The following is a 25,565-nucleotide window of genomic DNA, read 5'->3' as shown; positions in this document are numbered from 1 at the left end:
GATTCTATTGGTTCCAGAACAGTTTTTATCATTCTGATTAAAAAAGAATCGAGGAAGTTTTAAAAAAAATATTGAATTCTATACTGTAATCGATTACAATAAGGGTGTCGAAAAAAAGAGTAAAATATTTTAGTGCAAAGTGAAAAGGTATTTTATTCTGAAAGGTTATTTCTTAATTTAAAAGTATGAATAAATTCAAATTTTTTTCGACATAAATGTAATCCATTACATTTATAGAGATTTGAAGGATAGGTAAATTATTTATTTACTAGGACTAAACACATATTTTTTTGCAAGGTAGTGTAATCGATTACACTGTATGACTTCTGCTCATTCTTGGGTAAATCGAAAAGTTCGATTGGAGGACGGAAAACAAATGGAAAAAATAAAAGTAGGAATCATCGGGACAGGTTTTATTGGCCCGACACATATTGAAGCAATCAGAAGACTTGGATTCGTGGAAGTCGTAGCATTAGCCGAGACGAGTCAAGAACAAGCGGAAAGAAAGGCAGCTGAACTTGGAATTCCGAAAGCATACGGAGATTACCGTGAAATGCTGCGTGACAGCGAAATTCAGGTAGTTCATAATTGTACCCCAAACCATGTGCACTTTGCGATCAATAAAGAAATTATTTTAGCAGGCAAACATGTGATCTCAGAGAAACCGCTTGCGATGAATAGTGAAGAATCAGCGGAATTGTTGGCATTGGCTCAAAAACAGGGTGTTGTACATGGTGTGAACTTTAATTACAGACAGCATGCGAGTGTGCAAAACCTGCGAGCTAAAATTGCTAACGGTGACCTTGGGAAAGTGAATTTGGTTCACGGAAGCTATTTGCAGGATTGGTTACTATATGAAACGGATTTTAACTGGCGTTTAGCACCGGAAGTCGGCGGAAAATCTCGCGCAGTAGCAGATATCGGGTCTCACTGGTGTGACACCGTTCAATTTGTTACCGGTAAAAAGATTGTAGAAGTATTTGCTGATTTAGCAACGGTCATTCCAGTTAGAAAGAAAGCAATTGGAAGTGTGGCCACTTTCAGCACACAAAGTACTGAAGATGTAGAATATGAAGATGTTCCTATCAATACAGAGGATTATGCATCAGTCCTTGTTCGATTCGAGGATGGTTCAAGAGGAGTATTTACGGTTTCCCAAGTAAGTGCAGGCCGAAAAAATCGACTAAGCTTTGAGATTAATGGCAGCAAGAGTTCTGTATATTGGAACCAAGAAGAGCCTGAAAAATTATGGATGGGGCACAGGGACAAGCCGAATGAAATCCTGCTTGCCGATCCAGCGCTCTTCTCACCGGAAGCAAAATCAGCCATCCATCATCCTGGCGGACATAACGAAGGCTGGCCAGATGCACTGAAAAATATGATGTTAAATTATTATGCCTTCATACGTGATGGCAAAGACCCACTGAAGGATAAGGCTAATTTTGCCACATTTGAAGATGGTCACATTTCAATGGCCATTACTGATGCCATTTTAGAAAGCCATGAACAGCAAAAATGGGTCAAAGTTCAGGCGGAAAAGGAGGTTTTAGTATGAAACTAGGTGTGTTTACAGTTCTATATCAAAATCTTCCTTTCGAAGCCATGCTCGATAAATTAGCCGAAATGGGAGTAGAGGCGGTGGAGATAGGGACCGGTAACTATCCCGGAAACAATCATTGTAATCCGGAAGAATTGTTAGGGAATCCGGATAAAATCAGATCGTTCAAACGAGCGATTGAAAGCAGGGGATTAACCATCAGCGGACTAAGCTGCCATGGCAACCCTCTACATCCTAATGTAAAGGCTGCCAAAGAGGAGCATGATGTATGGAGAAAAACGGTTTTACTGGCTGAACAGTTAGAGGTACCGGTTATCAATGGATTTGCCGGATGTCCGGGAGATCATCCGGGTGCCAAGTTTCCAAATTGGGTGACCTGCTCTTGGCCTCCTGAATATACAGAAGTTTTAGAGTGGCAATGGAACGATGTGGTTATTCCGTACTGGAAAGAAGAAGCAAAATTCGCTGAAGAGCATGGGATTCACCAGATTGCTTTCGAAATGCATCCAGGCTTTGTTGTCTATAATCCGGAAACATTACTAAAACTAAGAGAACATGCAGGACTGAACATCGGAGCTAACTTTGACCCAAGTCATTTGGTTTGGCAAGGAATTGATCCAGTTGAAGCCATTAAAAAATTAGGCCGTGAAAATGCGATCTTCCATTTCCATGCAAAAGATACCTATTTAGACCAAGCTAATATCAAGGTGAATGGTGTTCTCGATACGAAGCATTACAGTCAAGTATTGGATCGCTCATGGACCTTCCGCTCAGTTGGCTATGGCCATAATGAAAAAATGTGGAAAGATATGATCAGTACACTTCGTGCAGTAGGATATGATTACGTTGTTTCCGTTGAACATGAGGATATGCTTGCGTCTACCGATGAAGGTTTAATGAAAGCCATCACACTGTTAAAAGGAACGTTGTTTAAAGAGCAAGTATCGGAAATGTGGTGGGCTTAAGGAAGCACAGGGACGGTTCTCATGCTTCCGAAGCATGAGAAGCGTCCCCCGCACCCAATTAATAAAAATAGAGGTGTTAAAAATGAAAACGCTTGTAGGTCAAGAACGTACTTTAGGCGGACTTCCAATGGGAGTCGTTTGGGGATTTGTTGCAACGTTAATTTTTATGGCCGGTGATGGTCTCGAGCACGCTTGGTTGTCTCCCTATCTGATTGAAAAGGGATTGACCGTTCAACAATCAGCCACTCTGTTTGCTTTTTATGGAGCTATCTTGGCTATCGCATCTTATTTTTCTGGTGTACTCACCGAGATGTGGGGACCTAGGAAGGTAATGGTTATCGGTCTTGTTACTTGGTTAATCGGTCAGGTTCTATTTATTGAATATGGTTTAAAGTTAAACAATTTTGCTATTATGCTCCCTACTTATGGGATTCGTGGTTTAGGTTATCCTTTATTCTGCTACTCTTTCTTAGTGTGGGTTACTTATCGCAGTCCAGAGCGGATTTTGGCAACAGCTGTAGGATTGTTTTGGGCAGCGTGGAGCGGCGGGCTCTATGTTGTAGGAAGTTATTTCCCTGCTTACATGCTTCCGAAGATTGGATATATCGGGTTGTTGTGGAGTGCAGTAGCATGGGTATTAGTCGGAGGAATTGTAGGTCTTATTGTAGTAAAAGGTGATGTAAAAAAGGAACAAAAGGGAGATCCAAAGGAAAAGCTCAAGAGCTTAATGAGTGGATTCACCATTTGTATCGAACAGCCGAAAGTGGCGATCGGCGGCGTGGTCCGGATTATCAATTCAACGGGGATCGGTTCCCTGCCAATCTTTTTCCCAATGTACTTGAAGTCAAATTATGGATTTACCACTGAGCAGTTTCTGCAAATGTGGGGAACGATGTGGTTTGCAAATATTATCTTTAACCTAATCATTCCTTACATCAGTGATAAATGGTTAGGCTGGCAAAAAACGATTCAATGGCTTGGCAGCTTCGGTATGGGTGTCATGTTACTTGTCTTGCTTTACACGCCTGAAGTATTTGGCAGCAGTTTCTTAGCCTTGAATATAGCAGGTATTTTTATGGGAATTGCGCTTTGTGGTTTCGTCCCACTTTCAGCTCTAGTAGCATCTCTTGCTCCTGAGAAAAAAGGATCTGCGATGGCGATTGTAAGCTTTGGTGCAGGAATGTCCTACTTTATCGCACCGGCAATCGTTGGGTTATTTATTGGACTTATCGGTGCAAAAGGGGTTATTTGGATCTTCGCAGGTACGTATTTCCTTGGTGCTTATCTAATGAAGTTTATGAAGCTTGCTTCTGAAGAAAATAATAAAAACGAAAAAGTATTAGAAAAACACGCAGGTTAGTTTTTTAGAAATACCATTAACAATTAAGGGGGATGTACCATGATTATCATTCATGCAAGCATAAAGGTAAATGCGCCTTATCGTGAAATATTCTTGGAAGAGGCAAGGCTTGTAACAAAACCGTCTCAAGCGGAGTCCGGAAATATAAGTTATCAATATTATGAAAATCCGCAAGAGGCGAACAGTTTTATCTTTGTTGAGAAATGGAAGGATGAAGAAGCGATTCAACTGCATGAGGAAACCCCTCATTTTAAAAGATTCGTAAAAGCTGTTGAACCCATTGTTGCTGAACCTATCCATGCAGAATTATTTGAGGCTTCAGTGAAAAAATAATATAGGACAAACATAAGGATTAACTCCGAGCTGGGTATCAGCTAGAGTTAATCCTTATTTGGTAACTACAATCTTATCAGGTTAGTATAGAAAGGAATGGATGAAAAAATGAATCTGGAATTAAAAAATAAAACCGCACTTGTGACTGGCAGCAGTAAAGGTATTGGGAAAGCAATTGCCATGGCGTTTGCGGAAGAAGGTGCCAACGTTGTAATTTGTGCACGCGGCGCGGAAGCGTTAAATGAGGCGTCGGCTGAAATCGAAAAAACCGGAGGACGTGTTCTTGCTATTCAAGCCGATTTAACGAAACAAGCAGACGTCGACCATCTTGTTACTTCTGCTATTGATCGTTTTAAAACCGTCGACATCCTCGTTAATAATGCGGGGATTGCTAGTGGATTTGATGACTTTGAATCATTAGAAATAGACGAATGGCAGCATATTTTTGACGTCAATCTTTTTGGAACTGTACGTGTAACTAAAGCAATTATTCCTTTTATGAAAAGAACAGGGTTTGGCCGCATTATTAACATTTCATCAGAATCCGGTATTCAACCGGACGCGTTCATGCCTCATTATAATGCTTCCAAAGCTGCACTGATTAATTTTACAAAAAGCCTATCTAAGGCGTATGCTGCAGATGGAATCCTTGTCAATACGGTTTCGCCAGCGTTTATCATGACACCTATGCTTGAGGACCTGTTGAAGGATAATGCCAAAAAGCTGAACATCAGTTATGATGAAGCAATCCAGCAATTTCTTAAGGAAAATCGTCCGCATGTTGAAGTGAAACGGCCAGGGACGGTGGAGGAAGTTGCTTCAGCTGTTGTGTACCTTGCTTCAAACAAGGCTTCTTTTATAAACGGTGTCAACCTTCGAGTTGATGGTGGCTCCGTTGCAAGTCTGTAAGTTGGCAGCGTTAGATATGGACCATCGTCAACATCTTGAAAAGCTGGCAGTTAGTATCGCTCATGAAATCCGTAACCCATTGGCGACCATAAAAGGTTTTATTCAGTTGCTAAAGCCTGATTTGAAGGAAATAGGCAAGGAATATTATGCGGATGTGATGATAGAAGAACTTGATCGTGTAAATCAAATCATTAATGAATTTTTGAATGCAGGAAAGCCACAACATCCTTTGGCACAAAAAACATCCCTGAATAAACTGATCAAAGATATGGCCGTGCTCTATGAAGGTGAAGCGATATTAAGGGATATCCGACTCTCTACTTCCACTGCCGGTGATGACGTTGTACTGAATATCCCAACTAACCAATTAAAACAAGTAATCATGAATTTGATGAAGAATGCCATGGAAGCAATTGACGATCAGCATGAAAGAGAAATCTATCTATCTGCGTCTGTTCAAAATGAATTTGCCACAATTGTCATCAAGGATAATGGATGTGGGATGTCAGAAGAAGCGAGGGCGTTGTTATATATCCCTTTTTTCTCAACCAAAGAAAAGGGGACTGGATTAGGTTTAAGTGTATGTAAAGAAATTATTGATCGATTAGGCGGATCCATACATGTTGATAGTTCGCAAGGAAAGGGAACTATATTTACAATTTCCTTTCCTCCTACGCTTATCGTGAACAAATTGTGACAATCGAAATTTAGTTGTTGCAAATTTAGGTGTAATCGATTACAATAATTCATGTAAGCGATAGAACATCTATTTTCTTGTCAGATGATAGTGAGGACTGGTAATAGATAGGGATAAATCATTACTTTCTTATAGGAAACAGCATTTCATCTGTAAACAAAAATGTAATGGATTACATTAAGGTTTTTTTATTACTTAGCTTAAATATTAATATTATTGAAGGTGAATAGTAATAATTTTAGCAAAAATGTAATCGATTACTAACTTTGAAGGTGAGTTTGCTCGGTTTTTCTATGATGAAATATGGCACACTAAATTCCAAAAGATATGGAGGTAATCAAATGAAATTAGGTTATCAAACAAATACTTGGGGCGGCGTAGTTGGTCATCCAGCAGGTGTGACTTGTGTGAAGGATAATTACTACCTTGCTTATGGATCAACGGAAGAAGCGGTAAAGGACATTGCGGAAGCTGGCTATGACGGCTTTGAAATCTTCGATGGAAACCTGATGCAATATAAAGATAAAAAAGAAGAATTTTTAAAATTAATGAATGACCATTCTTTATCTTTGGTTGGCGTATATACAGGCGGGAATTTTATTTTCCCTGATATTTTAGAAGAAGAATTAATAAAAATCGAAAGTGTAGCACAATTCGCATCAGAAGTAGGTGCAATCCACCTGGTAATCGGCGGCGGAGCGGTGCGTGCAAACGGCATTCTTGAAACCGATTATACGGCTCTTGGTAATGCACTTAATAAAGTAGTTGAAATTGCTGAAAAATATAATCTTGTTGCAAGTTATCACCCTCATTTAGGAACGAATGTTCAGGCTCCTGAACAACTAGATAAATTAATGCCATTAACAAAAATTAATCTTTGCCCAGACACAGCTCATATCGAAGCAGGCGGTGGAGATCCTGTGGCTGTCATCAGAAAATATGTGGATCGTATCAAGTATGTGCATTTCAAAGATTATGCCAATGGAGATTTTTTACCATTAGGTGAAGGCCATCAAAAATTTGATGAAATGGTTAAAGTATTAGAAGAGGCAAACTATGATGGCTGGATTACAGTTGAGTTAGACAGCTACCCAGATCCAAAACAAGGGGCTAAAATCAGCCGCAGCTATTTAAATCAGTTTGATAAAGTAAATCAAGCATAAACGTTTCATCCATTAGGAATATCAAACTTTTTAAAAATAAGAAGATAATATGGGAGGATACTAAGATGAAAAAATTAAACGTAGGTATGATCGGCGGAGGATTTATGGGTAAGGCGCATTCACTTGCATATGCAGGTATGCCAATGTTTTTCTGGCCAGCACCAGCAATTCCTCATCGCCATACAGTAGTTGACGTTAACGAAGGATTGGCTAAAGATGCGGCAGCAAGATTAGGTTTTGACAACTATGCAACTGACTGGAGAGATGTTGTTAACAACCCAGAAATCGATGTCATCGATATTGTTACTCCAAACAATACTCATGCTGAAATCGCGATTGCAGCAGCAAAAGCTGGCAAGCATATTATCTGTGAAAAGCCATTAGCATTAGGCGCTGAACAAGCGAAGGAAATGTTAGAAGCAGTAAAAGCTGCTGGTGTAAAACACGCAGTTGCTTTTAACTACAGAAGAACACCAGCTGTTGCGCTTGCGAAAAAATATATTGAAGAAGGAAGAATTGGTAAAGTTCTAAGCTTCCGTGGAACATACTTACAAGACTGGTCAGCTGATCCGAACTCTCCATTATCATGGCGCTTCCAAAAGAAAATCGCTGGGTCAGGTGCTCTAGGTGATATTGGTACACACGTAGTTGATTATGCTCGTTACCTTGTTGGCGAAATCACAGATGTAAATGCGATCACAAAAACATGGATTCCTGAAAGACCAATTCAAACTGGCGGCATCGACAAGTTAGGTACTGTGAAGGCCGGTGGCAACGAAGTACCTAAAGCAGCTGTAGACGTGGATGATGAATTTATTACGATGGTTAAGTTTGATAATGGTGCAATCGGAACGATTGAAGCAACACGTAATGCGCATGGCCGCAACAATTTCCTAACTTTTGAAATTCATGGTGAAAAAGGTTCTTTATACTTTAACTATGAGCGCCGTGACGAGCTTCAAGTTTGCTTCGCTGATGATCCAAGTGATGCAAAAGGCTTTAGAACGGTTTACTCAGGACCAGCTACTCCTTACGGTGAAGGACTATGGCCAATTCCGGCTCTAGGTATTGGTTACGGCGAAACAAAGATCATTGAAACATATGATTTCTTTAAAGCAATCAGTGAGGGTACTGAATTCTCACCTAACTTCAATGATGGCTACCAGATTGAATTAATTGCAGATGCAATCCTTGAATCCGCTGAAAAAGGACAATGGGTTAATCTTGAAAAAACAGCTGCGGCTGTAAAATAATGAGAAAGGCAGAAGCGCCCGTTAGTCACTGGGCGTTGGAGCTAGACAATTCTCAAACTTAACAAGAGGCTTCTCAATCGAGGAGCCTCTTTTGTAAAAATGGGGCTTTTCGGAGTGGGAAAACATGAAGGAAATGAGTGAATGGTTATGGAAGAAAGATGGTTAGTTGGTGTTGATATAGGCGGGACCACGATTAAAATGGCTTTTATCAGTTTGCAGGGTGACATCATTTATAGCTGGGAGATCGATACTGATATAAGTAATAAGGGCAAACACATACCTGCATCGATTGCAAAATCGATTGATCAAAAGTTAGAAGAATTATATCAAACAAAAAATCAGTTAGTCGGAATCGGAATCGGTGCGCCGGGCCCTGTGAATTCGGAGGATGGTTCCGTTGAAGTGGCGGTTAACCTAGGCTGGGAACGATTCCTTTTACAAACCATTCTTGAGAGGGAAACATCCCTGCCGGTTGTTGTGGACAATGATGCTAATATTGCGGCAATCGGTGAAATGTGGAAAGGTGCCGGCAAGGGTGCTAAAAACTTAATCTGTGTCACATTAGGCACAGGTGTAGGAGGTGGAATTATCGTCAATGGGGAGGTTGTGAATGGTGTAAATGGAGCCGGTGGTGAAATAGGTCATATAACATCATTTCCTAAAGATGGTTCACCTTGTAATTGTGGGAAATCAGGATGTCTGGAAACGGTAGCATCCGCAACAGGAGTTGTCCGTTTGGCAATAGAGGAATTAGCTTCTACCAACGAGACTAGTATATTACGAGATTATTATGATGGACAGCCCCTGTCTGCCAAGCGTGTTTTTGACGCTGCAAACGAAGGGGATGGACTCGCCAATAGAGTCATAGGTGAGGTTGCCTACCATTTAGGATTGGCCCTTGCTAATTTAGCCAATGGCTTAAATCCTGAAAAAATCGTTATTGGAGGCGGAGTCTCAAAAGCTGGTGATACATTGCTGAAACCTCTGAAAGAGGAATTTATTCAATTCGCTTTTCCGAGAGTTGCACATGGTGTCAAGATTGTTATTGCCACACTAGGCAATAACGCAGGGGTCATTGGAGGAGCTTGGCTGGCGAAAGAGAAGCTAATTAATAAGTTAGTACTTCAATAATGTACAATAGGTTTTTTCTAATTCAAAAAAGATTAAAGGCGAAAAACTACTGTTTTTCGCCTCAGATTGTAGACAAAAGACATTCGGATGAGCCAATCCGGGTGACTTTTTGTTGTTTTTTGCTCGTAAAAGCAAAAGTTAGGCCTATCCTGAAGTTAGACTAAACTACGGACAAATAAATTGGGCATAATACTAAAATTAACCAATTTATGTATATGCCGTAGGTGGGGCCGATACTAGGGATCGATGCAGATTGTCCTAATAATAAAGTACATAAATGTTCGCTAAATTAGGTGAAATTGGTTGAAGAAGAATGATAAGAAAAACCTCACATCAATCATACCTACTGGAACGATTAAATCGATATCCAGTTTTTTATTGTAAATAGGTCACTACTTTGATATTTCGAAACGACTTTTACGATACGCATTGGGAAACGCTTGAATTCCTTTACTTCTAATTGTCGATTATAATTGCTATGTTTACACTCATCCGTATAACAGCCCTTCTCAGCTTAAGCGGATGATTTTTACATTTTGCCGGAAGGGCTAATATTTAAACTGCGGAAACACAGAAAACTGTTCACCGATACATTCCTTGTATTTCATTCATTTTTTCGTTTTCCATTTGATTTAATGTACTCCTTGTGTGTCTATTAGAGAAAATTAAAACTAGAATGAAAAAAATCAAGCAACCACCCATAACCAACAAGAAATATTGCAACCCTAATATGAGAAATGAAAAATCCATTCAAATCCCCCTCGAATAATAACTTGTCTTCTAAGTATTTCCACGAATGTGAAGATAAGTGATTTTTATGAAGCGTGTAAAATAAATGAAATTAATGTGGTAGAACCGTCCGATGATCCCGACCAGCCTTATAAATTATGCAATCAATGTTACAAAAGACTATTAAAATATTCATTACGACCTGTTGAATGGTACAACCTGGCGAAGTTTGCTAGTTTTTCAGGATCCTCTTCGCCTTCGGCAATAGCGTTAAGCATATCTCGAGCTGAAACACCCAAAACGTCTGAAACAACTGAACCCAATTTAATGTTCGCTCCTTCTAATACCTATTGGATTCGATGCTAAGTTTACTGGAGCGGGAATTTCTGATGTTTTTACAGGTTCAACTGGAGTCTTTACTCTGGGTGTAAACTGGTGGGATATTCCGTTCAAAGGGAAAATGGATGGGCTGAGAATTTATGAAACGGCTCTTACTCAAGAACAAGTGACCCAATTGGCAAATGTGACTACAATTCCATAATAGATATGTATTGTAGAAAGCAGCCGTTGGATGAGCGGCTGCTTTCTTTTTACCCATACGGAGAGCACTTTTTAAATTATAGTTTAATTATTACTGGCATCCATTTTCCATTGGACAATCTTGTGACGTGGCACAGTCAGAAATACCGCGGCTCATTTCTTTTGCACACATTGCTGCACATTTTCCTTTACCCATGTGAGCACAGTCAGCCACCCCTGCTGCAAAGACGGAAGTTCCTAAAGCCATTGTTGAAACAAAAGTGAGTGTTGCAATGAATTTTTTCATAAGTATCCTCCTCGTAATCTAATTTCTCTTCTAGATTACAGGGAAACTTTGCAGAAAATATGGAGAAAATATGATTATTGCAATTGTTAACAAAAAGCTCACAAATTTTCTAACGGGTTTATGTGCAACTTTTATATGATCTGGTGATTTGGTCAGGAGTAGCAGGAAGTTACCGATGATAGTCCGAAGCAAGGTCAGATTCGGACAGGAACCTCGGGAAAAGGAGGAGGCTTGTCCAAAGTCAGGGTAGGTTTGGACAGGAACCTCATGAAATAGCGGTTAAGCTGTCCAAATGCGGGTCAAATTCGGACAGCATCCTCATGGTAAGGCCGAAGATAATCCGAATACAAAACTTATTCGTATTTTAATGCTTTTTCAAATCGTAATGACAACTTTTCCTTGCGCGTGCCCCTCTTCAAAATACCTAAAGGCATTAGGCACCTCACTCAACTTATAACATCTATCAATAACTGGTTTTACCTTGCCCGATTCAACCAGTTCCTTCATATAAATTAGATCTTGCTGATTTGCCCTTTGTAAAAAGCTGCCGATTTTCTTACTCCCAATCATAGAAATCAAAGGTCCCAGTGCCATGGCTTGAAACATTTGAGAGCTGGAACCTCCGACGTGAACAAAAATACCGTTGGGATTTAAAGCACGCTTATAATCCGATAGCGGGAGGCCTCCGTTAACACCAAGAATCAGGTCATATCGCTCCGTCTTTTCAGTAAAGCTTTCCTTTGTATAATCAAGACAATGGTCTGCCCCAATCGACTCCAGAATATCTAAATTTCTCGTACTGCACACACCTGTTACATCAGCACCGAGTGCCTTCGCAATCTGTACGGCAAACGTTCCGACGCCGCCAGAGGCACCATTAATCAGCACCTTCTGCCCGGGCTGAATTTTACCTTTATCCCGCAGACTCTGCAACGCTGTGACTCCCGCCATTGGTACCGCAGCAGCCTCCTCAAAGGACAAATTCACTGGCTTTAGTACTAATGCTTTTTCAGGAACAGATACATACTCGGCAAAACCAGCCCATCCACACCCGGATAAGTCGCCAAACACTTCATCTCCTGGTTGAAAATGCGTCACATCTTTGCCAACGGCTTCAACCTGGCCTGCTATATCACCTCCAGGGATGGAGTATTTTGGTTTTAATAGACCAAAGGCAAAGCGGGCTAAGAACGGTTCGCCTTTCAAAAGAACCAGGTTGCCATAATTCACGGATGCTGCATGAATTTTTACTAGTACTTGATTGTCCACCGGTACAGGTTTTTCCACCTCTGTTAATTTAAGAACGTCAGGCGGTCCATATTCGTTATAAACGATAGCCCTCATAATTTCCCCTCCTAAACTCTTCAATATCTAATAATTATCGTTAAAAGTACTATAAAAGAACTATAAAAGAACTTCCCATATGAACTGACCAGCTCTTTTTAATGAATTAGACTTTTTCACAGGCTAAAGAAGGTGGAAGGAAAGACACAGCGAATTTAATAAATAATCTTATTTTAATGTGAGGTCAAGTTATGCCAACACCAAAACATATTGTTTCAGCGGCAACTATCGTACTTAATGAGCAAAAAGAAATCTTATTAATTAAAGGCCCGCGAAGAGGATGGGAAATGCCTGGAGGACAGGTTGAAGAAGGGGAATCTTTAAAGGAAGCTGCAATTAGAGAGACAAAGGAAGAAAGCGGAATAGATATCGAAGTGATAAAATTTTGTGGTGTTTATCAAAACGTAAGGGAATCAATATGTAATACATTATTTTTGGGAAAACCAATCGGAGGGGAGCTGTCAACTTCATCGGAAAGTCTAGAGGTTGGTTTCTTTCCAGTTGATAAAGCATTGGAAATGGTTACCTGGAACAATTTTAGGCAAAGAATTGAGTATTGTTTAAACGAAAGGCTTCATCCTTTCTATGTTGAATTTTGACTTGCTTATGGAAAGAACTGGTCTAATAATAGCTATACAAGGACAATGTGATGTACGCAATCATTTAGTAGTAAAAGTATAAAGCGAACGAATAAGTTCAATTATTAGAGAATAAACGAAAAAAGAAGGGTGATAAGTATGAACAATCTTACAAAATTTAAGATTTTAAGACCTGCGGATGAAGTATTTGAGGCGTTTGTAGATCCGTCGAAAATCGGAAACTTCTGGTTCTCATCGAGTTCTGAAAGATGGGAGCAAGGCAAGACTATTACAGTGAGATACGAAGAGTACAATGCACAATTGGAATTAGAAATAATCGAAATCGAGACCAATAAGAAAATTGCTTTCCGGTGGGGGGCAAATGGAGAAGGTCACGTAGTAACGATAACATTAAAAGAGGTAGATCACTCTACTACCATCATTGAAATTCTTGAAGATGGATTCAATGAGAACGATGCCGATTTTGTAAGTCAGTTGATAGACAATAAAGAAGGTTGGGTTTTTATGTTGGGCTGTCTAAAAGGCTACCTTGAATTCGGTATCACTAAACTAAGAGGAGGGTTAGTGAAAGATTAACCTATTAAAGGGGAAAAATGCATGATAATAAGACCGATTGAAGTAATAGATGCAGAAAGATTTTAGAGTTAAGTAAAAAAGTAGATGAGTCAGGCTTTATGTTATATGAACCCGGCGAGAAAAAAACTACGGTTGAACAACAAAGAACCTAAATAGAAAAATTTTTATCCGAAAAAAATAAATGATTTTTGTCGCCGAGGTTGAGAACAAACTTGTGGGTTTTATGGTAGCCTTACCAAGTCCTTGGTACAACAAAGGCAGTCATTAGAGAAATGTTTGTCAATGGATGTAGAACTCGTTTTTTCAGGTCACGGTTATATGATCGAAAATCCTGTTGATTTATTAAAAAAGAGAATTAAAGAGATAGATGTAAAAGCCGGCAAATATATAAACATGATTAAATCTGGAATTTCAACAGCAAGTGAAATTGCTCAATTGAGATATAAAGAAAAATATGAAAAGCACTTTTTCAATATTATGTCAGAAATTATTGGTACTCTAGATTATCTTGAATTACAAGGGAAAATTAATAAGGAAATGAAGAAAGGAATTTGGCATTATTATTGCAAATAACTCATGATGTCTTTTATTCATAAGAAACCCTTGCTTTGGGGGCTGTTGACAAAATGGGAAGGGAGAGATGTCTCTCTTCCCATTTTGTTTTTTTGTCGTTATTTTATTGAATTTCGAAATTTCTTCTTACATCTTTTGATACTAATTGATTGCCTTAATCATCCGTTTTAGGTTTAATGCCAATGCCGAAAAGAGACATTGTTCAAGAATTTTTTCAATGCCTCTTTTATATGTCTTATATAAATTGTGTTTGATTTTCATGGTTCCGAAGGAACCCTCGCACCAAACTCTTCTTAATTTTTGAACATATTTGTACTCGCTAATTTTTGCTCTTTGCATATTTGCCTCCAATAAATCATGGGCAATAGGTCGAGAGACAGTTCTTTTACTGGCTGTCTTCCCAAAGCAAGCATCTCTAAAAGGACAGAATTTACAGTCTTTGGTTTTAGCTGAATATGTTTTAAAATAATTCCCATTTTCTTTTAATGTAAGATGAGTAAAGTGAAGTATTTTCTGATTCGGACAGGTATATGTATCAGTTTCCTTGTTATAAGTAAAATCCCGATAAGAAGTTGTATTAAAAGGATTATCATGCTGGATAGGACTAATATAACCTGTAATTTCAAGGGTTCTTAATCCATGATGAATTGGAGTTGTGTCATACCCTCGGTCTGCCCCAACATTTTTAATATCTAAATCAAATTTTTCTTGAATCACTTTTAATCTTTCTACAAAAGGCTCACAATCATTTATGTTTCCTGCACTCGGATGTATATCTACTATAATTCCATTTTCAGTATCTATACTTGTGTATGCTAAGTAGTGTGGACCTAATGGCTTTCCAGGCCGTTTTAATAATCCAGAATCTGAATCAGTTTTAACAACGGAGATTGTTTCAGTAGAAATATCCTTTGGCTTTCGCCCCCGTTTCTTTTTTCCAGATTCAATTCTCTTCTCCTCTAACTCTTTTTCGATTTTCTTGGCTTCTTGTTCAACAGTATTTAAATATTGGGAAGGAGTCTTCTCCACAACTACCTTTTCAACCTTACCTTTTGAAGCGCTAGCCTTTATATGGGTTGAATCAGTAACAATAACTTCTCCTGTAACTAAACCTCTCTCAATGCAAAGCTTAACAATGTGATCAAAAATTTCTTGAAAAACTGTACTATCCTTAAATCTTCTACGTCTATTCTGACTAAATGTAGAATGATTGGGTACAGAATCAGTTAAATCAAGTCCTAAGAACCAACGATAAGCAATATTTAAATGCACTTCTTGCTCAAGTTCTCGTTCCGAATCCACATTAAAGAGATAACCGATTAATAACATTTTATATAAAAGAACAGGGTCGAGCGATTTTCTGCCAAGTTTCGAATAATACTTTTCCATTTTGTTATATATAAATGAAAAATCTATTTTTTCATTAATTTGGCGGAGAATATGATCTGAAGGAACAAAAGTATTTAAATCAATAAACTCCATTTTACTTTGATAATCGTCTTTCCGACCCATCATTTGAATTCCCCTAATTAAAAAACCTGTATAGAATAAATTCTACACAGGTCTTCTAATTTCCTATTAATTTGTCAACAGCCCCTTTGGCAAGGGTTTTTTTGACGTACCCGAGTTAATTCCAACATTGGCCTACCGTCCCAGCCAGCCTCCATTCATTCTCCAAAAAAGAAAGAAAAATAGTAATAATAAAAAAATATATTTTTTTATTTTAGACTTTTTGTAGATTTTTGTGTAATCGAGTAGGTTCCTAATAGAGTAAAAACATAGCCTGTCATGTGTCCTGATAAAGATACAAAACATGCTTGAGAACAAATAAGGGGGAGCTTTTCAATGAAAAGATTTGGATTGGCTACACAAATTTTTGTTGCACTTATTCTCGGGATTATCGTTGGTATCGTTTTTTACGGAAATCAGACAGCGATAGCCATTTTAGGCCCTATAGGGGACATTTTTATCCATTTAATTAAGATGATTGTAGTACCAATTGTTATCGCCGCATTAATCGCTTCAATAGCCGGTGTGGGAGACATCAAAAAATTAGGAAAGTTAGGCGGAAAGACGCTGCTTTATTTTGAAAGCGTTACAACTTTAGCTATAGCGATTGGTTTATTGGCGGCAAATCTATTTCAGCCTGGGGCAGGTGTAGATACGAGCAGTCTTAAGGCAAATGACATTTCAAAGTATGAAGACACAATGAAAACGACTGGAACTCCCACTGTAGCAGATACGATTGTACATCTAGTTCCGACGAACGTATTTGAATCGCTCTCCAATGGTGATTTACTTCCAATCATTTTCTTTACTGTTTTCTTGGGATTGGGAATTGCAGCAATTGGAGAAAAAGGGAAGCCTGTTCTGACATTTTTTGAAGGTATATTGGAAGCGATGTTTTGGGTAACGAATCTTATTATGAAATTAGCTCCTGTTGGAGTATTTGCACTAATTGGTGTAAACGTTGCAAAATTTGGCGCCGCCTCGTTACTTCCTCTGGGAAAATTGGTGCTGGCTGTTTACGTAACAATGATATTTTTTGTGTTGGTTGTTCTTGGTATAATTGCGAAAATTTCTGGGACAAGTATTTTTCTTCTGATCAAGGTACTGAAAGATGAGCTTATTCTGGCGTTTACAACCGCAAGCTCTGAAGCTGTTTTACCGAGACTTATGGATAAGATGGAGAAGTTTGGATGCCCAAAATCAATTTCTTCCTTTGTCATCCCGACTGGCTATACCTTTAACCTTGATGGCTCATCCATCTATCAGGCTCTTGCTTCACTTTTTGTAGCACAAATGTATGGAATTCATTTATCCGTCATGCAGCAAATTACGTTGCTGCTTGTGTTAATGCTTACATCAAAAGGAATGGCTGGTGTTCCTGGTGCGTCGTTTGTGGTCATTTTAACAACACTTGGCTCAATGGGAATTCCTATAGAAGGTGTAGCTTTCATTGCGGGTATTGATCGTATTTTGGATATGATTAGGACGGCAGTTAACGTTCTCGGAAATTCTTTGGCGACAATCGTGATGTCAAAATGGGAAGGAAAATTTGACCAAGATAAAGCAGATCAATATGTGGATTCCATTAAAGAATCTAAAGAGTCAAATGTAGCATAATTTTATTGAGCATAGGAGGAAATATCATGTCAACTTCGGAGACAAGTACTCAAGTACGAATAGAAAAGGATTTTTTAGGATCTAAAGAAATCCCGGTAGATGCTTATTATGGGATACAAACACTTAGGGCAGTTGAAAATTTCCCGATTACAGGCTATCGTGTGCACGAACAGTTAATTAAAGCGCTGGCCATTGTCAAAAAAGCGGCTGCTCTAGCCAATATGGAAACGAAGCGGTTATATGAAGGAATCGGCAAGGTCATTGTTCAGGCAGCAGAGGAAATAATAGAAGGTAAGTGGCATGAACAATTTATCGTAGATCCCATTCAAGGCGGCGCAGGGACATCCATGAATATGAATATGAATGAAATCATTGCTAACCGTGCGCTCGAACTACTTGGGAAAGAAAAAGGCGAGTATAAAAATGTAAGCCCGAATAGTCATGTGAATATGTCACAATCTACAAATGATGCGTTTCCAACCGCGATTCATATTGCTACTCTTCAATTAATTGAAAAGCTATTGGATACGATGCAGCAGATGCTGGCAGCTTTTAAACAGAAAGCACATCAATTTGATGATGTGATTAAAATGGGACGAACACATCTTCAGGATGCCGTGCCAATCCGTCTCGGTCAAGAGTTTGAAGCGTATAGCCGGGTCCTGGAGCGTGATATTAAACGAATCCAACAATCACGTCAGCACTTATATGAAATCAATATGGGGGCAACAGCAGTTGGTACGGGCTTAAATGCAGATCCCCGCTATATCGAAAATGTGGTCAAACATATAGCAGCTATTTCCGGACTGCCGCTTTTGGGGGCTGAACATCTTGTCGATGCCACTCAAAATACGGATGCTTACACTGAGGTATCGGCGGCGCTGAAAGTATGTATGATGAACATGTCAAAAATCGCAAATGATTTACGGTTAATGGCGTCAGGTCCCCGTGCAGGACTTGGGGAAATCACATTACCAGCCCGTCAGCCGGGTTCATCTATTATGCCGGGTAAGGTTAACCCGGTCATGGCCGAGATGATTAACCAGGTAGCCTTTCAAGTAATTGGAAATGATCATACCATTTGCCTAGCTTCCGAAGCAGGGCAGCTTGAATTAAATGTAATGGAGCCTGTGCTTGTATTTAATTTGCTTGAATCTATCAGCATCATGAATAATGCCTTTCGTACGTTTACGGGTTACTGCCTGATGGGGATTGAAGCAAATACGGAACAGTTAAAAGAATATGTTGAAAGAAGTGTGGGAGTCATTACCGCTGTTAATCCCCATATTGGATATGAAGCCGCTGCGCGTATTGCAAGAGAGGCCATTTTAACAGGTAAACCAGTACGTGAATTATGCTTGAAATATGATGTATTGACAGAAGAAGAGCTTGATCTGATTTTAAACCCTTACGAAATGACCAACCCGGGCATTTCCGGGGCATCGCTTTTGGACAGAGAATAAACTGTATCTTTTAAAACTAAGTTGTCTTTTCGTTTTTACCATTGTATACTTTTCTAAACTTGCATAACGAATTCAGCATAGATGGTATTTGCCTGTGTTGGATTCGTTATTTATATTTATATCTGTTGATATTAACAGGAAGTGAATCGTTTGAAAATCAACCAATTAATTAAAAGTAATTTATTTGTCTTTATATTTATTCTAGTTGCAGTTCCGTTAGCGGGAGAGTTAAAATTTTATCCTTTTCATGATACATTCCGTGTTAGTCTGGGTACGCCAATTTTTTTCTTTTCTCTCTTATTATTGCGGGGCATTTCACCGATTTTACTCGGTATTTGTACAGCACTATCTATTCTTTCCTTTCGGGTAGGATTAGACTGGCTTACACAGGATCATTTCGATTTGCTGGCTTCCGTTCAAACACGCTATCCATCTTCCCTTTATTATTTTATGTTCGTACTCCTGTTTTATCTATTAAAATTGAATCAGTTCCACAGCCGTCCTTGGATTATCGGAGTATTAGGCATTACCATTGAAATCATTTCCAGTTTAACGGAACTGATGTTTCAGCACGTAGTTGACGGAAACTACCTTTCCCTGTCAATACTAACCCAGATCTTTATCATAGCCATTTTTCGCAGTTTTTTTGTGCTTTCCTTTTTTAGTATGATGAAGTTATATGAAGGAAAAATAAGAGAGCGGCAAATTCGGCAAAAAAACCATTACTTATTGATGCTGTTATCGAATTTGTATGTGGAATCCTTTCAGTTGAAAAAAGTACTAAAAAACGCAGAAAATATTACAATTACATCATACGATCTATATCGGGACATAAATGAATATATGAAACAAACAGGACTTTCCTTAGAGTCATTTAGTAACAGGGCATTACGAATTGCTGGAGAAGTACACGATATCAAAAAAGACAATCAACGGATTTTTGCCGGACTATTCAGGTTGATTGAAGATGAAAAGTTTTCCGATTACATGGATATCCAAGAACTTGTCCCGGCCATTATCCGAACAAATGAACAATATGCCAGTTCATTAGGAAAGAAGATTGAATTTCGCTATCAAATTGATGGTGAACATCCGGAATATCATGCCTATCTAGTTTTATCGTTGATCAATAATTTAGTGGCAAATGCGGTAGAAGCTATTGAGGAGAAGGGAACAATAGCTATTTATGTAAAACTGGAGAATCAGTTTGTATGGTTTCAAGTAGAGGACGATGGTCCCGGAGTATCCGAAAAGGATAAAAGCTTTATCTTTAAACCAGGATTTACTTTAAAATTTGATCACGCCGGCACGCCATCAACAGGTATTGGTCTTTCTTATGTACAAGAAATTACCGAAGAACTTGATGGATGTGTGGTTCTCCAAAATGGTTCGGAAAATACCGGGGCAATTTTTACCATAAAACTTCCGATAAAAAGCCTAGTCGAAAGAGGGTAACTCGATGAAATTTTATATAGTAGATGATGATGAGGTGCATCGTTTAATGTTGGCGCGAATAATCGAGGATGAGGAGCTAGGCGAGATTATCGGAGAAGCCGAAGATGGTTCCATGCTCGATAAAAACTTAATGATCCTTAAGTACGTGGATATTCTATTTATCGATTTGTTAATGCCTGTTCGTGACGGAATTGAAACGATTCGCCGCTTAAAAGGGCAATTCACAGGTAAAATTATTATGATTTCACAAGTGGAATCAAAGGAATTAATCGGTGAAGCCTATTCACTTGATGTTGATTATTATATTTCAAAACCAATAAATCGCCTTGAAGTGTTGACTGTTATCCGAAAAGTAATGGAGCGAATCCAGTTGGAAAGGTCGATTGCAGAGATTCAAAAATCATTAAATACCGTGTTTAATTTACAGCAGCCAAAACAGGAAACAGCAAATGCATTGAAGAAAACAAGTATCGTTACAGCTGGTGAGTTTCTATTATCTGAATTAGGTATCTTAGGTGAAAGCGGCAGCAAAGATTTACTGGATATCCTCCAATATTTAGATCAATATGAACAATATCATACGTACGAACAGCAATTTCCGCCTCTTAAAAAAATTTTTGTGCAAATTACTTTAAAAAAGATTGGGGCACCCGCGGCACAAATTAATATCCAGCGGGAAGTAAGAGCCTCTGAACAAAGGGTAAGAAGAGCGATTTACCAATCGATCAATCATTTAGCCTCACTCGGTTTAACAGATTTCTCAAATCCCAAGTTCGAAAATTATGCTTCCAAGTTTTTTGATTTTACGATTGTGCGCAAGAAGATGACCGAATTACAAAGAAATCCTAACTCTTCTCCTACCAGTACGCGAATTAATACGAAGAAATTTATCCAAGTTCTTTATTTCGAATCGAAGCGGCTCATTTTAGAGGATTAATTGGCAGAACTCTAAAATGGGTTTTTTTTATTTTCAAGTACTTCTGGCTTCCCCCGAAATCGGTATCTTAAATGATTAACAAATTAGGTACCCCTTCTCCCTGCTTACCTGCTATATGTCGAGTGTTTCCAAGTTGAATTTAAAATATAGCAAATTTTCGGTCATGTGTATAAATTACCATTGTAAGTTTTTGTAGAGTTTTGTAGTTCTATGTATATCAACTCTTATATTACGAATAGGAAATCACTTATTTAAATGGTCAAAGGGAATGGAATAAAATATTTACAATCAAAGAGGAAAATGGGAGTCACTTCTTCCCTTCCCCATTCATAGACAAGTAGTTGGAGGAATTAGATGATGAGCAAACAAATCATTCGGACGTTAATGGTGGAAACGCCTTCAATCCCTGGTAATCTTGGGAAAGTAGCAACGACAATTGGTCTTACAGGAGGAGATATAGGGGAAATACAAACGGTAAAAGTAGGTCCAAATTACACAATACGTAATATTACTGTTCAAGTCGATCATGAGGAGCAGATAGAAGAATTGGCAGACGCTCTCTCCCGGTTAGACGGGGGAATTCGTCTTCATGCTGTTTCAGATGAAGTCCTTCACGCACATGAAGGAGGGAAAATTCATATGAAAAGTAAAGTGGATCTTCAAACATTAGCCGACTTAAGAAGAGTTTATACACCAGGTGTCGCCAATGTTTGCCGAATCATCGAGAAAGAACCGGATAAAGCAAAAATTTATACGAGTATAGGTAATTCGGTAGCTATCGTTACAGATGGAACAGCGATTCTAGGCTTGGGAGACATCGGCCCTGTTGCCGGAATGCCAGTTATGGAGGGGAAGGCTGTACTCTTCGACCAATTAGCCGGCATTAATGGAATTCCGATTCTTCTAAATACGAAAGACCCGGATGAGATTGTACGGACGGTGATGAATATTTCTCCAGGGTATAGTGGTATTTTACTCGAAGATATTGGATCTCCACACTGTTTCGAGGTAGAAGAACGACTTAAGAAGGAGCTGGATATTCCGGTTATGCATGATGATCAGCATGGAACTGCTGTTGTCACTCTGGCTGCAACGATTTCAGCATGTAAAAGTGCCGGTATTGACTTAAAAAATGCACAAGTTGGACAGATTGGCCTTGGAGCTGCAGGCTTGGCGATTTCTCGAATGCTTATGGCATACGGAGTAAAGGATGTTTTTGGAGCAGATAAAAGTCCGGATGCGAAGGCGCGGTTAGCAAACTATGGCGGTCATCCAGTTGATAGTATTGAAATGTTAATGAATACCTGTGACATCGTTATCGCAACGACAGGTGTTCCTGGACTTATTCAAAAGCAATGGGTACGCCCGGGACAGGTAATTCTAGCCTTATCGAACCCAAAACCAGAGATTGAACCGGAAGTAGCCCTGCAAGAGGGAGCTGCTTATGCAGCAGATGGCCGCTCTGTTAACAATGTTCTTGGATTTCCCGGTATTTTTCGAGGAGTTTTAAACGCACAAGCCAGTGAAATCACCCATCCTATGCTAGTCGCTGCTGCCGAAACGATCGCAGCATGTACCAAGCCTGGAGATTTGGTTCCGCATCCATTAGATTTAAATGTTCATAAAATGGTGACCGAAGCGGTAGAAAGAGTAGCTGTTCAAGATAATAGGAAAGCAGAATATACTTGCTCCATATAGATTTGCCGACAAATGATTTTGGGGTTCTGGTGAAAAACTTGTTTCCCTTTAATTATGGTAAATAATTCGGTATTTATCATAGATCTCCTGTATAATTTTACCTGCTTAAAAATTTTATACTCTAAAAAAGGACAAAAAGCATTCAAGAAACGGTCGTAGAATGCTTTTTGTCTTTCCTTTATTTATTGTGAAATTCCTGTAACAGATAGGTGAATTCAGTAATTAGAAAAGCAGGTATGTTCCATTTTACTGGATCTTGTAAAATAAATAAAAATGTAAAACCAGAGGATTTATTCCACATTAGTATGTATTTTCGTATAGGAATAAGAAGATTAACAACAAAAACTTGAAATAGAAAAAATTTTTGATAGTGTAATAAACAGAAGTACTGAGGAGGTTTACTACGGAAATGGATACAAAATCGATGATAATCGACACTGCGACCACTCTTTTCCAGCAAAAAGGATATATAGGTGTAGGGCTAAACGAAATTTTAAAAACATGTAACATTTCAAAAGGTTCGCTCTATCATCATTTTCCGAATGGAAAAGAAGAATTACTTATCGCCTGTCTGAAGTCAATGAGTGAGTCAATTACGACAGACATTGAAGATATTTTCAAACGATATCAAACTACGCAAGAGGCCACACTGGCTATGATTGAAAAATTAATCGAAAACTATAATCGTGAAGGTTCGATTTCTGGGTACACCTTTACTAGTATCGTTAGCGAATTGGCAACATTAAGTGATCCGGTCCGAAATGCCTGTTCTTACCTATACATAAAGATGCAAGGGATCTATTCCAATAAGTTAGTAGAGGATGGTCTTTCAAAAGAAACCGCTGATTCAATTGCTCTTATGATGACGGCTGCTTTCGAAGGTGGAATTATGCTCTGTCTTACACAAAAATCAAGCCACCCATTAAAAGTTATTTCACAATTATTACCTAATCTCATGAAGGGATTCCAATAATGGCTGTTTAAAGTTAATAAGCCAATACATACAGGTTATTTTTTGATAACTTGTATGTATTGGCTTATTTTTGAGTGTAATTGTGCCCGTTTTATTACCCTTTATTATTCTTTATAGCCGATGACACGAATCCTTTTATAATCACCTTCCCATCTGCCATCACTATATAGAACCTCTTTTAAATTTTTTTCCACCTTTGCTATTATGCCGGCTTTTTTACTTTCAGGGACACCTGCTAACATGCTGCTGCCGAACATTTTAATCCAGTTTTTTATAGCACTTTTCCCGTCCAATGGAGTTGGCCGGTCAAAATGTTGAGCAAAGGTCACTCTAAATCCTGCTTGTTCCATTAAGGATGAGTATTCAGCAATACTCGGGAAAAACCAAGGGAATAGTTCCTTATTAAAAGTGAATCCTTCTGCCTCTATTTGATGAATCAATTCATCCGATATAGCTTTAACATTATCTTTGCCTCCAAATTCAGCCACAAATCTTCCGCCTTGTTTTAAGCTGTTGTAAATACACGTTAATGCTTGCTTTGGTTGTTTGATCCAATGCAGTGCAGCGTTAGAAAATACAGCATCAAATTCATGATGAAATGCTAACTTTGTTGCATCTTGAACGATGAACTTAATAGTTGGGTATTTACCTCTTGCTTGTTCAATCATTTTTTCAGATTGATCGACCCCGGTAATCTCTGAACCATAATCAGATAATTGCTTTGCTAAATCTCCCGTTCCACAGCCAAGGTCAAGGATCTTTTCCCCTTTTTGAGGAGCTAATAATTCAATTAAGCTCTCCCCATACATCGATACAAATGAATGTTTTGAATCGTATAAATTGGCATTCCAAGTGTCCCTTATTTGTTCCATTTTGCAACAGCCCCCTTTTGTAAGAAATTTTAAAATAAACTGTATATTCCTGTTGATTCGATTATAATGGAGGAGTTAAATAATGGATATTAACAAAAAATAAGAAATTTAATAACAAACTGTTATTGAGGGAGTAATATGGATATTAAGTGGGTAAGAACCTTTATTATTTCTGCAAAATATGAAAATTTCCGGGAAGCATCTGAAGAGCTCTTTCTGACACAGCCTGCTGTCACCAAACATATTAAAAGATTAGAAGAAAGCTTGAACATCCTTTTATTTGAAAGAATAGGGAATAAAGTTACTCTTACACCAGCCGGTCACAAGTTTCTATTCCTTGCGAGGGAGTTAATCACTAATTATGAACAAGGAATGATGGACTTTGACTCGTGGAAACAAGGGTATAATCGAAAGCTGGTAATTGCTGTTGCACCACAAATTGCTTCGTCCTTTCTACCTGTGTTATTACGGCAATTTATAGATGAGCATCCGAGTATCGAAGTGATTATAAATGTCCTGAGTTCATATGAGATAGGCAAGGAAATCAGTGTTGGAAGTGCCGACGTAGGATTAAGCAGAATCCTGCCTGTACAGACAAATATCAAAACAGAGACGGTACACACCGAATCGGTCAGATTAGTTGGACCCAATGAGCCTTCCTTAGATGAACAAACTGCCCTTCAAAAATATAGGCTGATCACACATAACCATCCAGATTATTGGGACGATCTATTGCACATGATTAAGAGACATTATCCAACTGTAAAAACAATGAAAGTGAATCAAGTAGAAGTAACCAAGCGGTTCATTGAGGCAGGACTTGGTGTTTCTTTCTTACCGCTTACGGTGGTTAAAGAAGAAATTGGGTTGAACAAGCTGGTTGAAATAAAACCAGATAAAATTACTCCACCAACGTCCTCTACGTATTTACTTACAAAAGTAGAAACGGAAGAAGTATTAGCATTTGCTGAGTTCTTAAAAAGTATAATTTAAAAATCTAGAAAATGAAAAAGCACCACAGATGC

24 protein-coding genes and 1 pseudogene are annotated in these 25,565 nt (G+C 38.6%); 20 read left to right on the top strand and 5 right to left on the bottom strand.

Annotated elements, in window-relative coordinates; genetic code table 11:
• Positions 1–319: 319 nt before the first annotated feature.
• The 9 genes from AAHB15_RS06915 (at position 320) to AAHB15_RS06875 (ending at position 9,369) form a co-directional block, all read left to right on the top strand.
• Positions 320–1,555, top strand: coding sequence for a Gfo/Idh/MocA family protein (locus AAHB15_RS06915; RefSeq protein ID WP_335571451.1), 1,236 nt, complete (start codon positions 320–322; stop codon positions 1,553–1,555).
• Positions 1,552–2,523 (top strand): sugar phosphate isomerase/epimerase family protein, encoded by a 972-nt coding sequence (locus AAHB15_RS06910; RefSeq protein WP_342042048.1) that lies wholly within the window; start codon positions 1,552–1,554, stop codon positions 2,521–2,523. Before AAHB15_RS06915 ends, AAHB15_RS06910 begins: the two co-directional genes overlap by 4 nt.
• 82 nt (positions 2,524–2,605) lie before the next feature.
• Positions 2,606–3,883 carry an MFS transporter gene (locus tag AAHB15_RS06905; protein ID WP_335571453.1) on the top strand — a complete coding sequence of 426 codons (1,278 nt, stop codon included), beginning with the start codon at positions 2,606–2,608 and terminating at the stop codon, positions 3,881–3,883.
• A 39-nt stretch (positions 3,884–3,922) separates the two neighbouring features.
• The gene (locus AAHB15_RS06900; protein ID WP_335571454.1) at positions 3,923–4,216 is read left to right on the top strand and encodes a putative quinol monooxygenase; all 294 of its coding nucleotides are present in this window, start codon (positions 3,923–3,925) and stop codon (positions 4,214–4,216) included.
• A gap of 108 nt (positions 4,217–4,324) precedes the next feature.
• Complete coding sequence (locus AAHB15_RS06895) at positions 4,325–5,125, top strand: SDR family NAD(P)-dependent oxidoreductase (RefSeq protein ID WP_342042047.1); 801 nt, start codon at positions 4,325–4,327, stop codon at positions 5,123–5,125.
• Entirely contained in the window at positions 5,112–5,822 is a 711-nt protein-coding gene (locus AAHB15_RS06890) for an ATP-binding protein (protein ID WP_342042046.1), read from the top strand. The genes AAHB15_RS06895 and AAHB15_RS06890 overlap by 14 nt, the downstream gene beginning before the upstream one ends.
• Before the next feature lie 341 nt (positions 5,823–6,163).
• Positions 6,164–6,985, top strand: coding sequence for a sugar phosphate isomerase/epimerase family protein (locus AAHB15_RS06885; RefSeq protein WP_144563543.1), 822 nt, complete (start codon positions 6,164–6,166; stop codon positions 6,983–6,985).
• Between the two features lie 65 nt (positions 6,986–7,050).
• Positions 7,051–8,238: a Gfo/Idh/MocA family protein gene (locus tag AAHB15_RS06880; protein ID WP_335571457.1), complete on the top strand. Its 1,188-nt coding sequence runs from the start codon at positions 7,051–7,053 to the stop codon at positions 8,236–8,238.
• Positions 8,239–8,385: 147 nt separating this feature from the next.
• Positions 8,386–9,369, top strand: coding sequence for an ROK family glucokinase (locus tag AAHB15_RS06875; RefSeq protein ID WP_335571458.1), 984 nt, complete (start codon positions 8,386–8,388; stop codon positions 9,367–9,369).
• A gap of 947 nt (positions 9,370–10,316) precedes the next feature.
• Here AAHB15_RS06875 and AAHB15_RS06870 read toward each other — a convergent pair.
• Positions 10,317–10,445: pseudogene (locus tag AAHB15_RS06870) on the bottom strand (IS110 family transposase); the annotation flags it as partial.
• Here AAHB15_RS06870 and AAHB15_RS06865 point away from each other — a divergent pair.
• Positions 10,442–10,639, top strand: a complete 198-nt coding sequence (locus AAHB15_RS06865) for a LamG-like jellyroll fold domain-containing protein (protein WP_446715848.1) — start codon at positions 10,442–10,444, stop codon at positions 10,637–10,639. The pseudogene AAHB15_RS06870 and the gene AAHB15_RS06865 overlap by 4 nt on opposite strands.
• Before the next feature lie 90 nt (positions 10,640–10,729).
• On the opposite strand, the gene AAHB15_RS06860 is transcribed toward AAHB15_RS06865, so the two are convergent.
• Together AAHB15_RS06860 and AAHB15_RS06855 are read right to left on the bottom strand one after the other, a co-directional pair.
• Complete coding sequence (locus tag AAHB15_RS06860) at positions 10,730–10,924, bottom strand: hypothetical protein (RefSeq protein WP_335571459.1); 195 nt, start codon at positions 10,922–10,924, stop codon at positions 10,730–10,732.
• Positions 10,925–11,299: 375 nt separating this feature from the next.
• On the bottom strand, positions 11,300–12,268 hold the full coding sequence (locus tag AAHB15_RS06855) for an NAD(P)-dependent alcohol dehydrogenase (protein ID WP_335571460.1): 969 nt from the start codon (positions 12,266–12,268) through the stop codon (positions 11,300–11,302).
• Between the two features lie 191 nt (positions 12,269–12,459).
• Here AAHB15_RS06855 and AAHB15_RS06850 point away from each other — a divergent pair, with 191 nt between their 5' ends.
• From AAHB15_RS06850 to AAHB15_RS06840, 3 genes are all read left to right on the top strand, one after another.
• Entirely contained in the window at positions 12,460–12,867 is a 408-nt protein-coding gene (locus AAHB15_RS06850) for an NUDIX hydrolase (RefSeq protein WP_335571461.1), read from the top strand.
• Between the two features lie 138 nt (positions 12,868–13,005).
• Positions 13,006–13,443: an SRPBCC family protein gene (locus AAHB15_RS06845; protein ID WP_335571462.1), complete on the top strand. Its 438-nt coding sequence runs from the start codon at positions 13,006–13,008 to the stop codon at positions 13,441–13,443.
• Positions 13,444–13,725: 282 nt separating this feature from the next.
• On the top strand, positions 13,726–14,016 hold the full coding sequence (locus AAHB15_RS06840; protein WP_335571463.1) for a hypothetical protein: 291 nt from the start codon (positions 13,726–13,728) through the stop codon (positions 14,014–14,016).
• Positions 14,017–14,157: 141 nt separating this feature from the next.
• Here the strand turns inward: AAHB15_RS06840 and AAHB15_RS06835 are convergent, their stop codons facing one another.
• Positions 14,158–15,528: an IS1182 family transposase gene (locus AAHB15_RS06835; RefSeq protein WP_342042132.1), complete on the bottom strand. Its 1,371-nt coding sequence runs from the start codon at positions 15,526–15,528 to the stop codon at positions 14,158–14,160.
• 333 nt (positions 15,529–15,861) lie between these two features.
• Here AAHB15_RS06835 and AAHB15_RS06830 point away from each other — a divergent pair, with 333 nt between their 5' ends.
• The 6 genes from AAHB15_RS06830 to AAHB15_RS06805 all read left to right on the top strand — a co-directional run bounded on the left by AAHB15_RS06830 (position 15,862) and on the right by AAHB15_RS06805 (position 23,668).
• Positions 15,862–17,142, top strand: coding sequence for a cation:dicarboxylate symporter family transporter (locus tag AAHB15_RS06830; protein WP_335571465.1), 1,281 nt, complete (start codon positions 15,862–15,864; stop codon positions 17,140–17,142).
• 26 nt (positions 17,143–17,168) lie between these two features.
• A complete protein-coding gene (gene aspA, locus AAHB15_RS06825; protein ID WP_335571466.1) occupies positions 17,169–18,605 on the top strand; it encodes an aspartate ammonia-lyase in 1,437 nt (478 codons plus the stop codon).
• Between the two features lie 141 nt (positions 18,606–18,746).
• Positions 18,747–20,060: a sensor histidine kinase gene (locus AAHB15_RS06820; protein ID WP_342042045.1), complete on the top strand. Its 1,314-nt coding sequence runs from the start codon at positions 18,747–18,749 to the stop codon at positions 20,058–20,060.
• Positions 20,061–20,064: 4 nt separating this feature from the next.
• Positions 20,065–20,997: a response regulator gene (locus tag AAHB15_RS06815; RefSeq protein WP_342042044.1), complete on the top strand. Its 933-nt coding sequence runs from the start codon at positions 20,065–20,067 to the stop codon at positions 20,995–20,997.
• Between the two features lie 354 nt (positions 20,998–21,351).
• Positions 21,352–22,695, top strand: coding sequence for an NAD-dependent malic enzyme (locus AAHB15_RS06810; RefSeq protein ID WP_342042043.1), 1,344 nt, complete (start codon positions 21,352–21,354; stop codon positions 22,693–22,695).
• Positions 22,696–23,104: 409 nt separating this feature from the next.
• Complete coding sequence (locus AAHB15_RS06805; protein WP_342042042.1) at positions 23,105–23,668, top strand: TetR/AcrR family transcriptional regulator; 564 nt, start codon at positions 23,105–23,107, stop codon at positions 23,666–23,668.
• 104 nt (positions 23,669–23,772) lie between these two features.
• Here the strand turns inward: AAHB15_RS06805 and AAHB15_RS06800 are convergent, their stop codons facing one another.
• Positions 23,773–24,540, bottom strand: coding sequence for a methyltransferase domain-containing protein (locus tag AAHB15_RS06800; protein ID WP_342042041.1), 768 nt, complete (start codon positions 24,538–24,540; stop codon positions 23,773–23,775).
• A 138-nt stretch (positions 24,541–24,678) separates the two neighbouring features.
• Here AAHB15_RS06800 and AAHB15_RS06795 point away from each other — a divergent pair, with 138 nt between their 5' ends.
• On the top strand, positions 24,679–25,533 hold the full coding sequence (locus AAHB15_RS06795; RefSeq protein ID WP_342042040.1) for a LysR family transcriptional regulator: 855 nt from the start codon (positions 24,679–24,681) through the stop codon (positions 25,531–25,533).
• The last annotated feature ends 32 nt before the right edge of the window (positions 25,534–25,565 follow it).

The sequence above is a fragment of the Bacillus sp. OTU2372 genome (assembly GCF_038440275.1).
Taxonomy (GTDB): Bacteria; Bacillota; Bacilli; order Bacillales; family Cytobacillaceae; genus Neobacillus; species Neobacillus bataviensis_B.
This window is presented reverse-complemented; position numbering and strand designations above follow the sequence as displayed.

What these genes read in the sequence shown, in the direction of transcription:
- AAHB15_RS06915 (WP_335571451.1), top strand. Translation starts at nt 320, where the DNA reads ATGACTTCTGCTCATTCTTGGGTAAATCGAAAAGTTCGATTGGAGGAC.
- AAHB15_RS06910 (WP_342042048.1), top strand. Translation starts at nt 1,552, where the DNA reads ATGAAACTAGGTGTGTTTACAGTTCTATATCAAAATCTTCCTTTCGAA.
- AAHB15_RS06905 (WP_335571453.1), top strand. Translation starts at nt 2,606, where the DNA reads ATGAAAACGCTTGTAGGTCAAGAACGTACTTTAGGCGGACTTCCAATG.
- AAHB15_RS06900 (WP_335571454.1), top strand. Translation starts at nt 3,923, where the DNA reads ATGATTATCATTCATGCAAGCATAAAGGTAAATGCGCCTTATCGTGAA.
- AAHB15_RS06895 (WP_342042047.1), top strand. Translation starts at nt 4,325, where the DNA reads ATGAATCTGGAATTAAAAAATAAAACCGCACTTGTGACTGGCAGCAGT.
- AAHB15_RS06885 (WP_144563543.1), top strand. Translation starts at nt 6,164, where the DNA reads ATGAAATTAGGTTATCAAACAAATACTTGGGGCGGCGTAGTTGGTCAT.
- AAHB15_RS06880 (WP_335571457.1), top strand. Translation starts at nt 7,051, where the DNA reads ATGAAAAAATTAAACGTAGGTATGATCGGCGGAGGATTTATGGGTAAG.
- AAHB15_RS06875 (WP_335571458.1), top strand. Translation starts at nt 8,386, where the DNA reads ATGGAAGAAAGATGGTTAGTTGGTGTTGATATAGGCGGGACCACGATT.
- AAHB15_RS06860 (WP_335571459.1), bottom strand. Translation starts at nt 10,924, where the DNA reads ATGAAAAAATTCATTGCAACACTCACTTTTGTTTCAACAATGGCTTTA.
- AAHB15_RS06855 (WP_335571460.1), bottom strand. Translation starts at nt 12,268, where the DNA reads ATGAGGGCTATCGTTTATAACGAATATGGACCGCCTGACGTTCTTAAA.
- AAHB15_RS06850 (WP_335571461.1), top strand. Translation starts at nt 12,460, where the DNA reads ATGCCAACACCAAAACATATTGTTTCAGCGGCAACTATCGTACTTAAT.
- AAHB15_RS06845 (WP_335571462.1), top strand. Translation starts at nt 13,006, where the DNA reads ATGAACAATCTTACAAAATTTAAGATTTTAAGACCTGCGGATGAAGTA.
- AAHB15_RS06840 (WP_335571463.1), top strand. Translation starts at nt 13,726, where the DNA reads ATGGATGTAGAACTCGTTTTTTCAGGTCACGGTTATATGATCGAAAAT.
- AAHB15_RS06835 (WP_342042132.1), bottom strand. Translation starts at nt 15,528, where the DNA reads ATGGGTCGGAAAGACGATTATCAAAGTAAAATGGAGTTTATTGATTTA.
- AAHB15_RS06830 (WP_335571465.1), top strand. Translation starts at nt 15,862, where the DNA reads ATGAAAAGATTTGGATTGGCTACACAAATTTTTGTTGCACTTATTCTC.
- aspA (WP_335571466.1), top strand. Translation starts at nt 17,169, where the DNA reads ATGTCAACTTCGGAGACAAGTACTCAAGTACGAATAGAAAAGGATTTT.
- AAHB15_RS06815 (WP_342042044.1), top strand. Translation starts at nt 20,065, where the DNA reads ATGAAATTTTATATAGTAGATGATGATGAGGTGCATCGTTTAATGTTG.
- AAHB15_RS06810 (WP_342042043.1), top strand. Translation starts at nt 21,352, where the DNA reads ATGATGAGCAAACAAATCATTCGGACGTTAATGGTGGAAACGCCTTCA.
- AAHB15_RS06805 (WP_342042042.1), top strand. Translation starts at nt 23,105, where the DNA reads ATGGATACAAAATCGATGATAATCGACACTGCGACCACTCTTTTCCAG.
- AAHB15_RS06800 (WP_342042041.1), bottom strand. Translation starts at nt 24,540, where the DNA reads ATGGAACAAATAAGGGACACTTGGAATGCCAATTTATACGATTCAAAA.
- AAHB15_RS06795 (WP_342042040.1), top strand. Translation starts at nt 24,679, where the DNA reads ATGGATATTAAGTGGGTAAGAACCTTTATTATTTCTGCAAAATATGAA.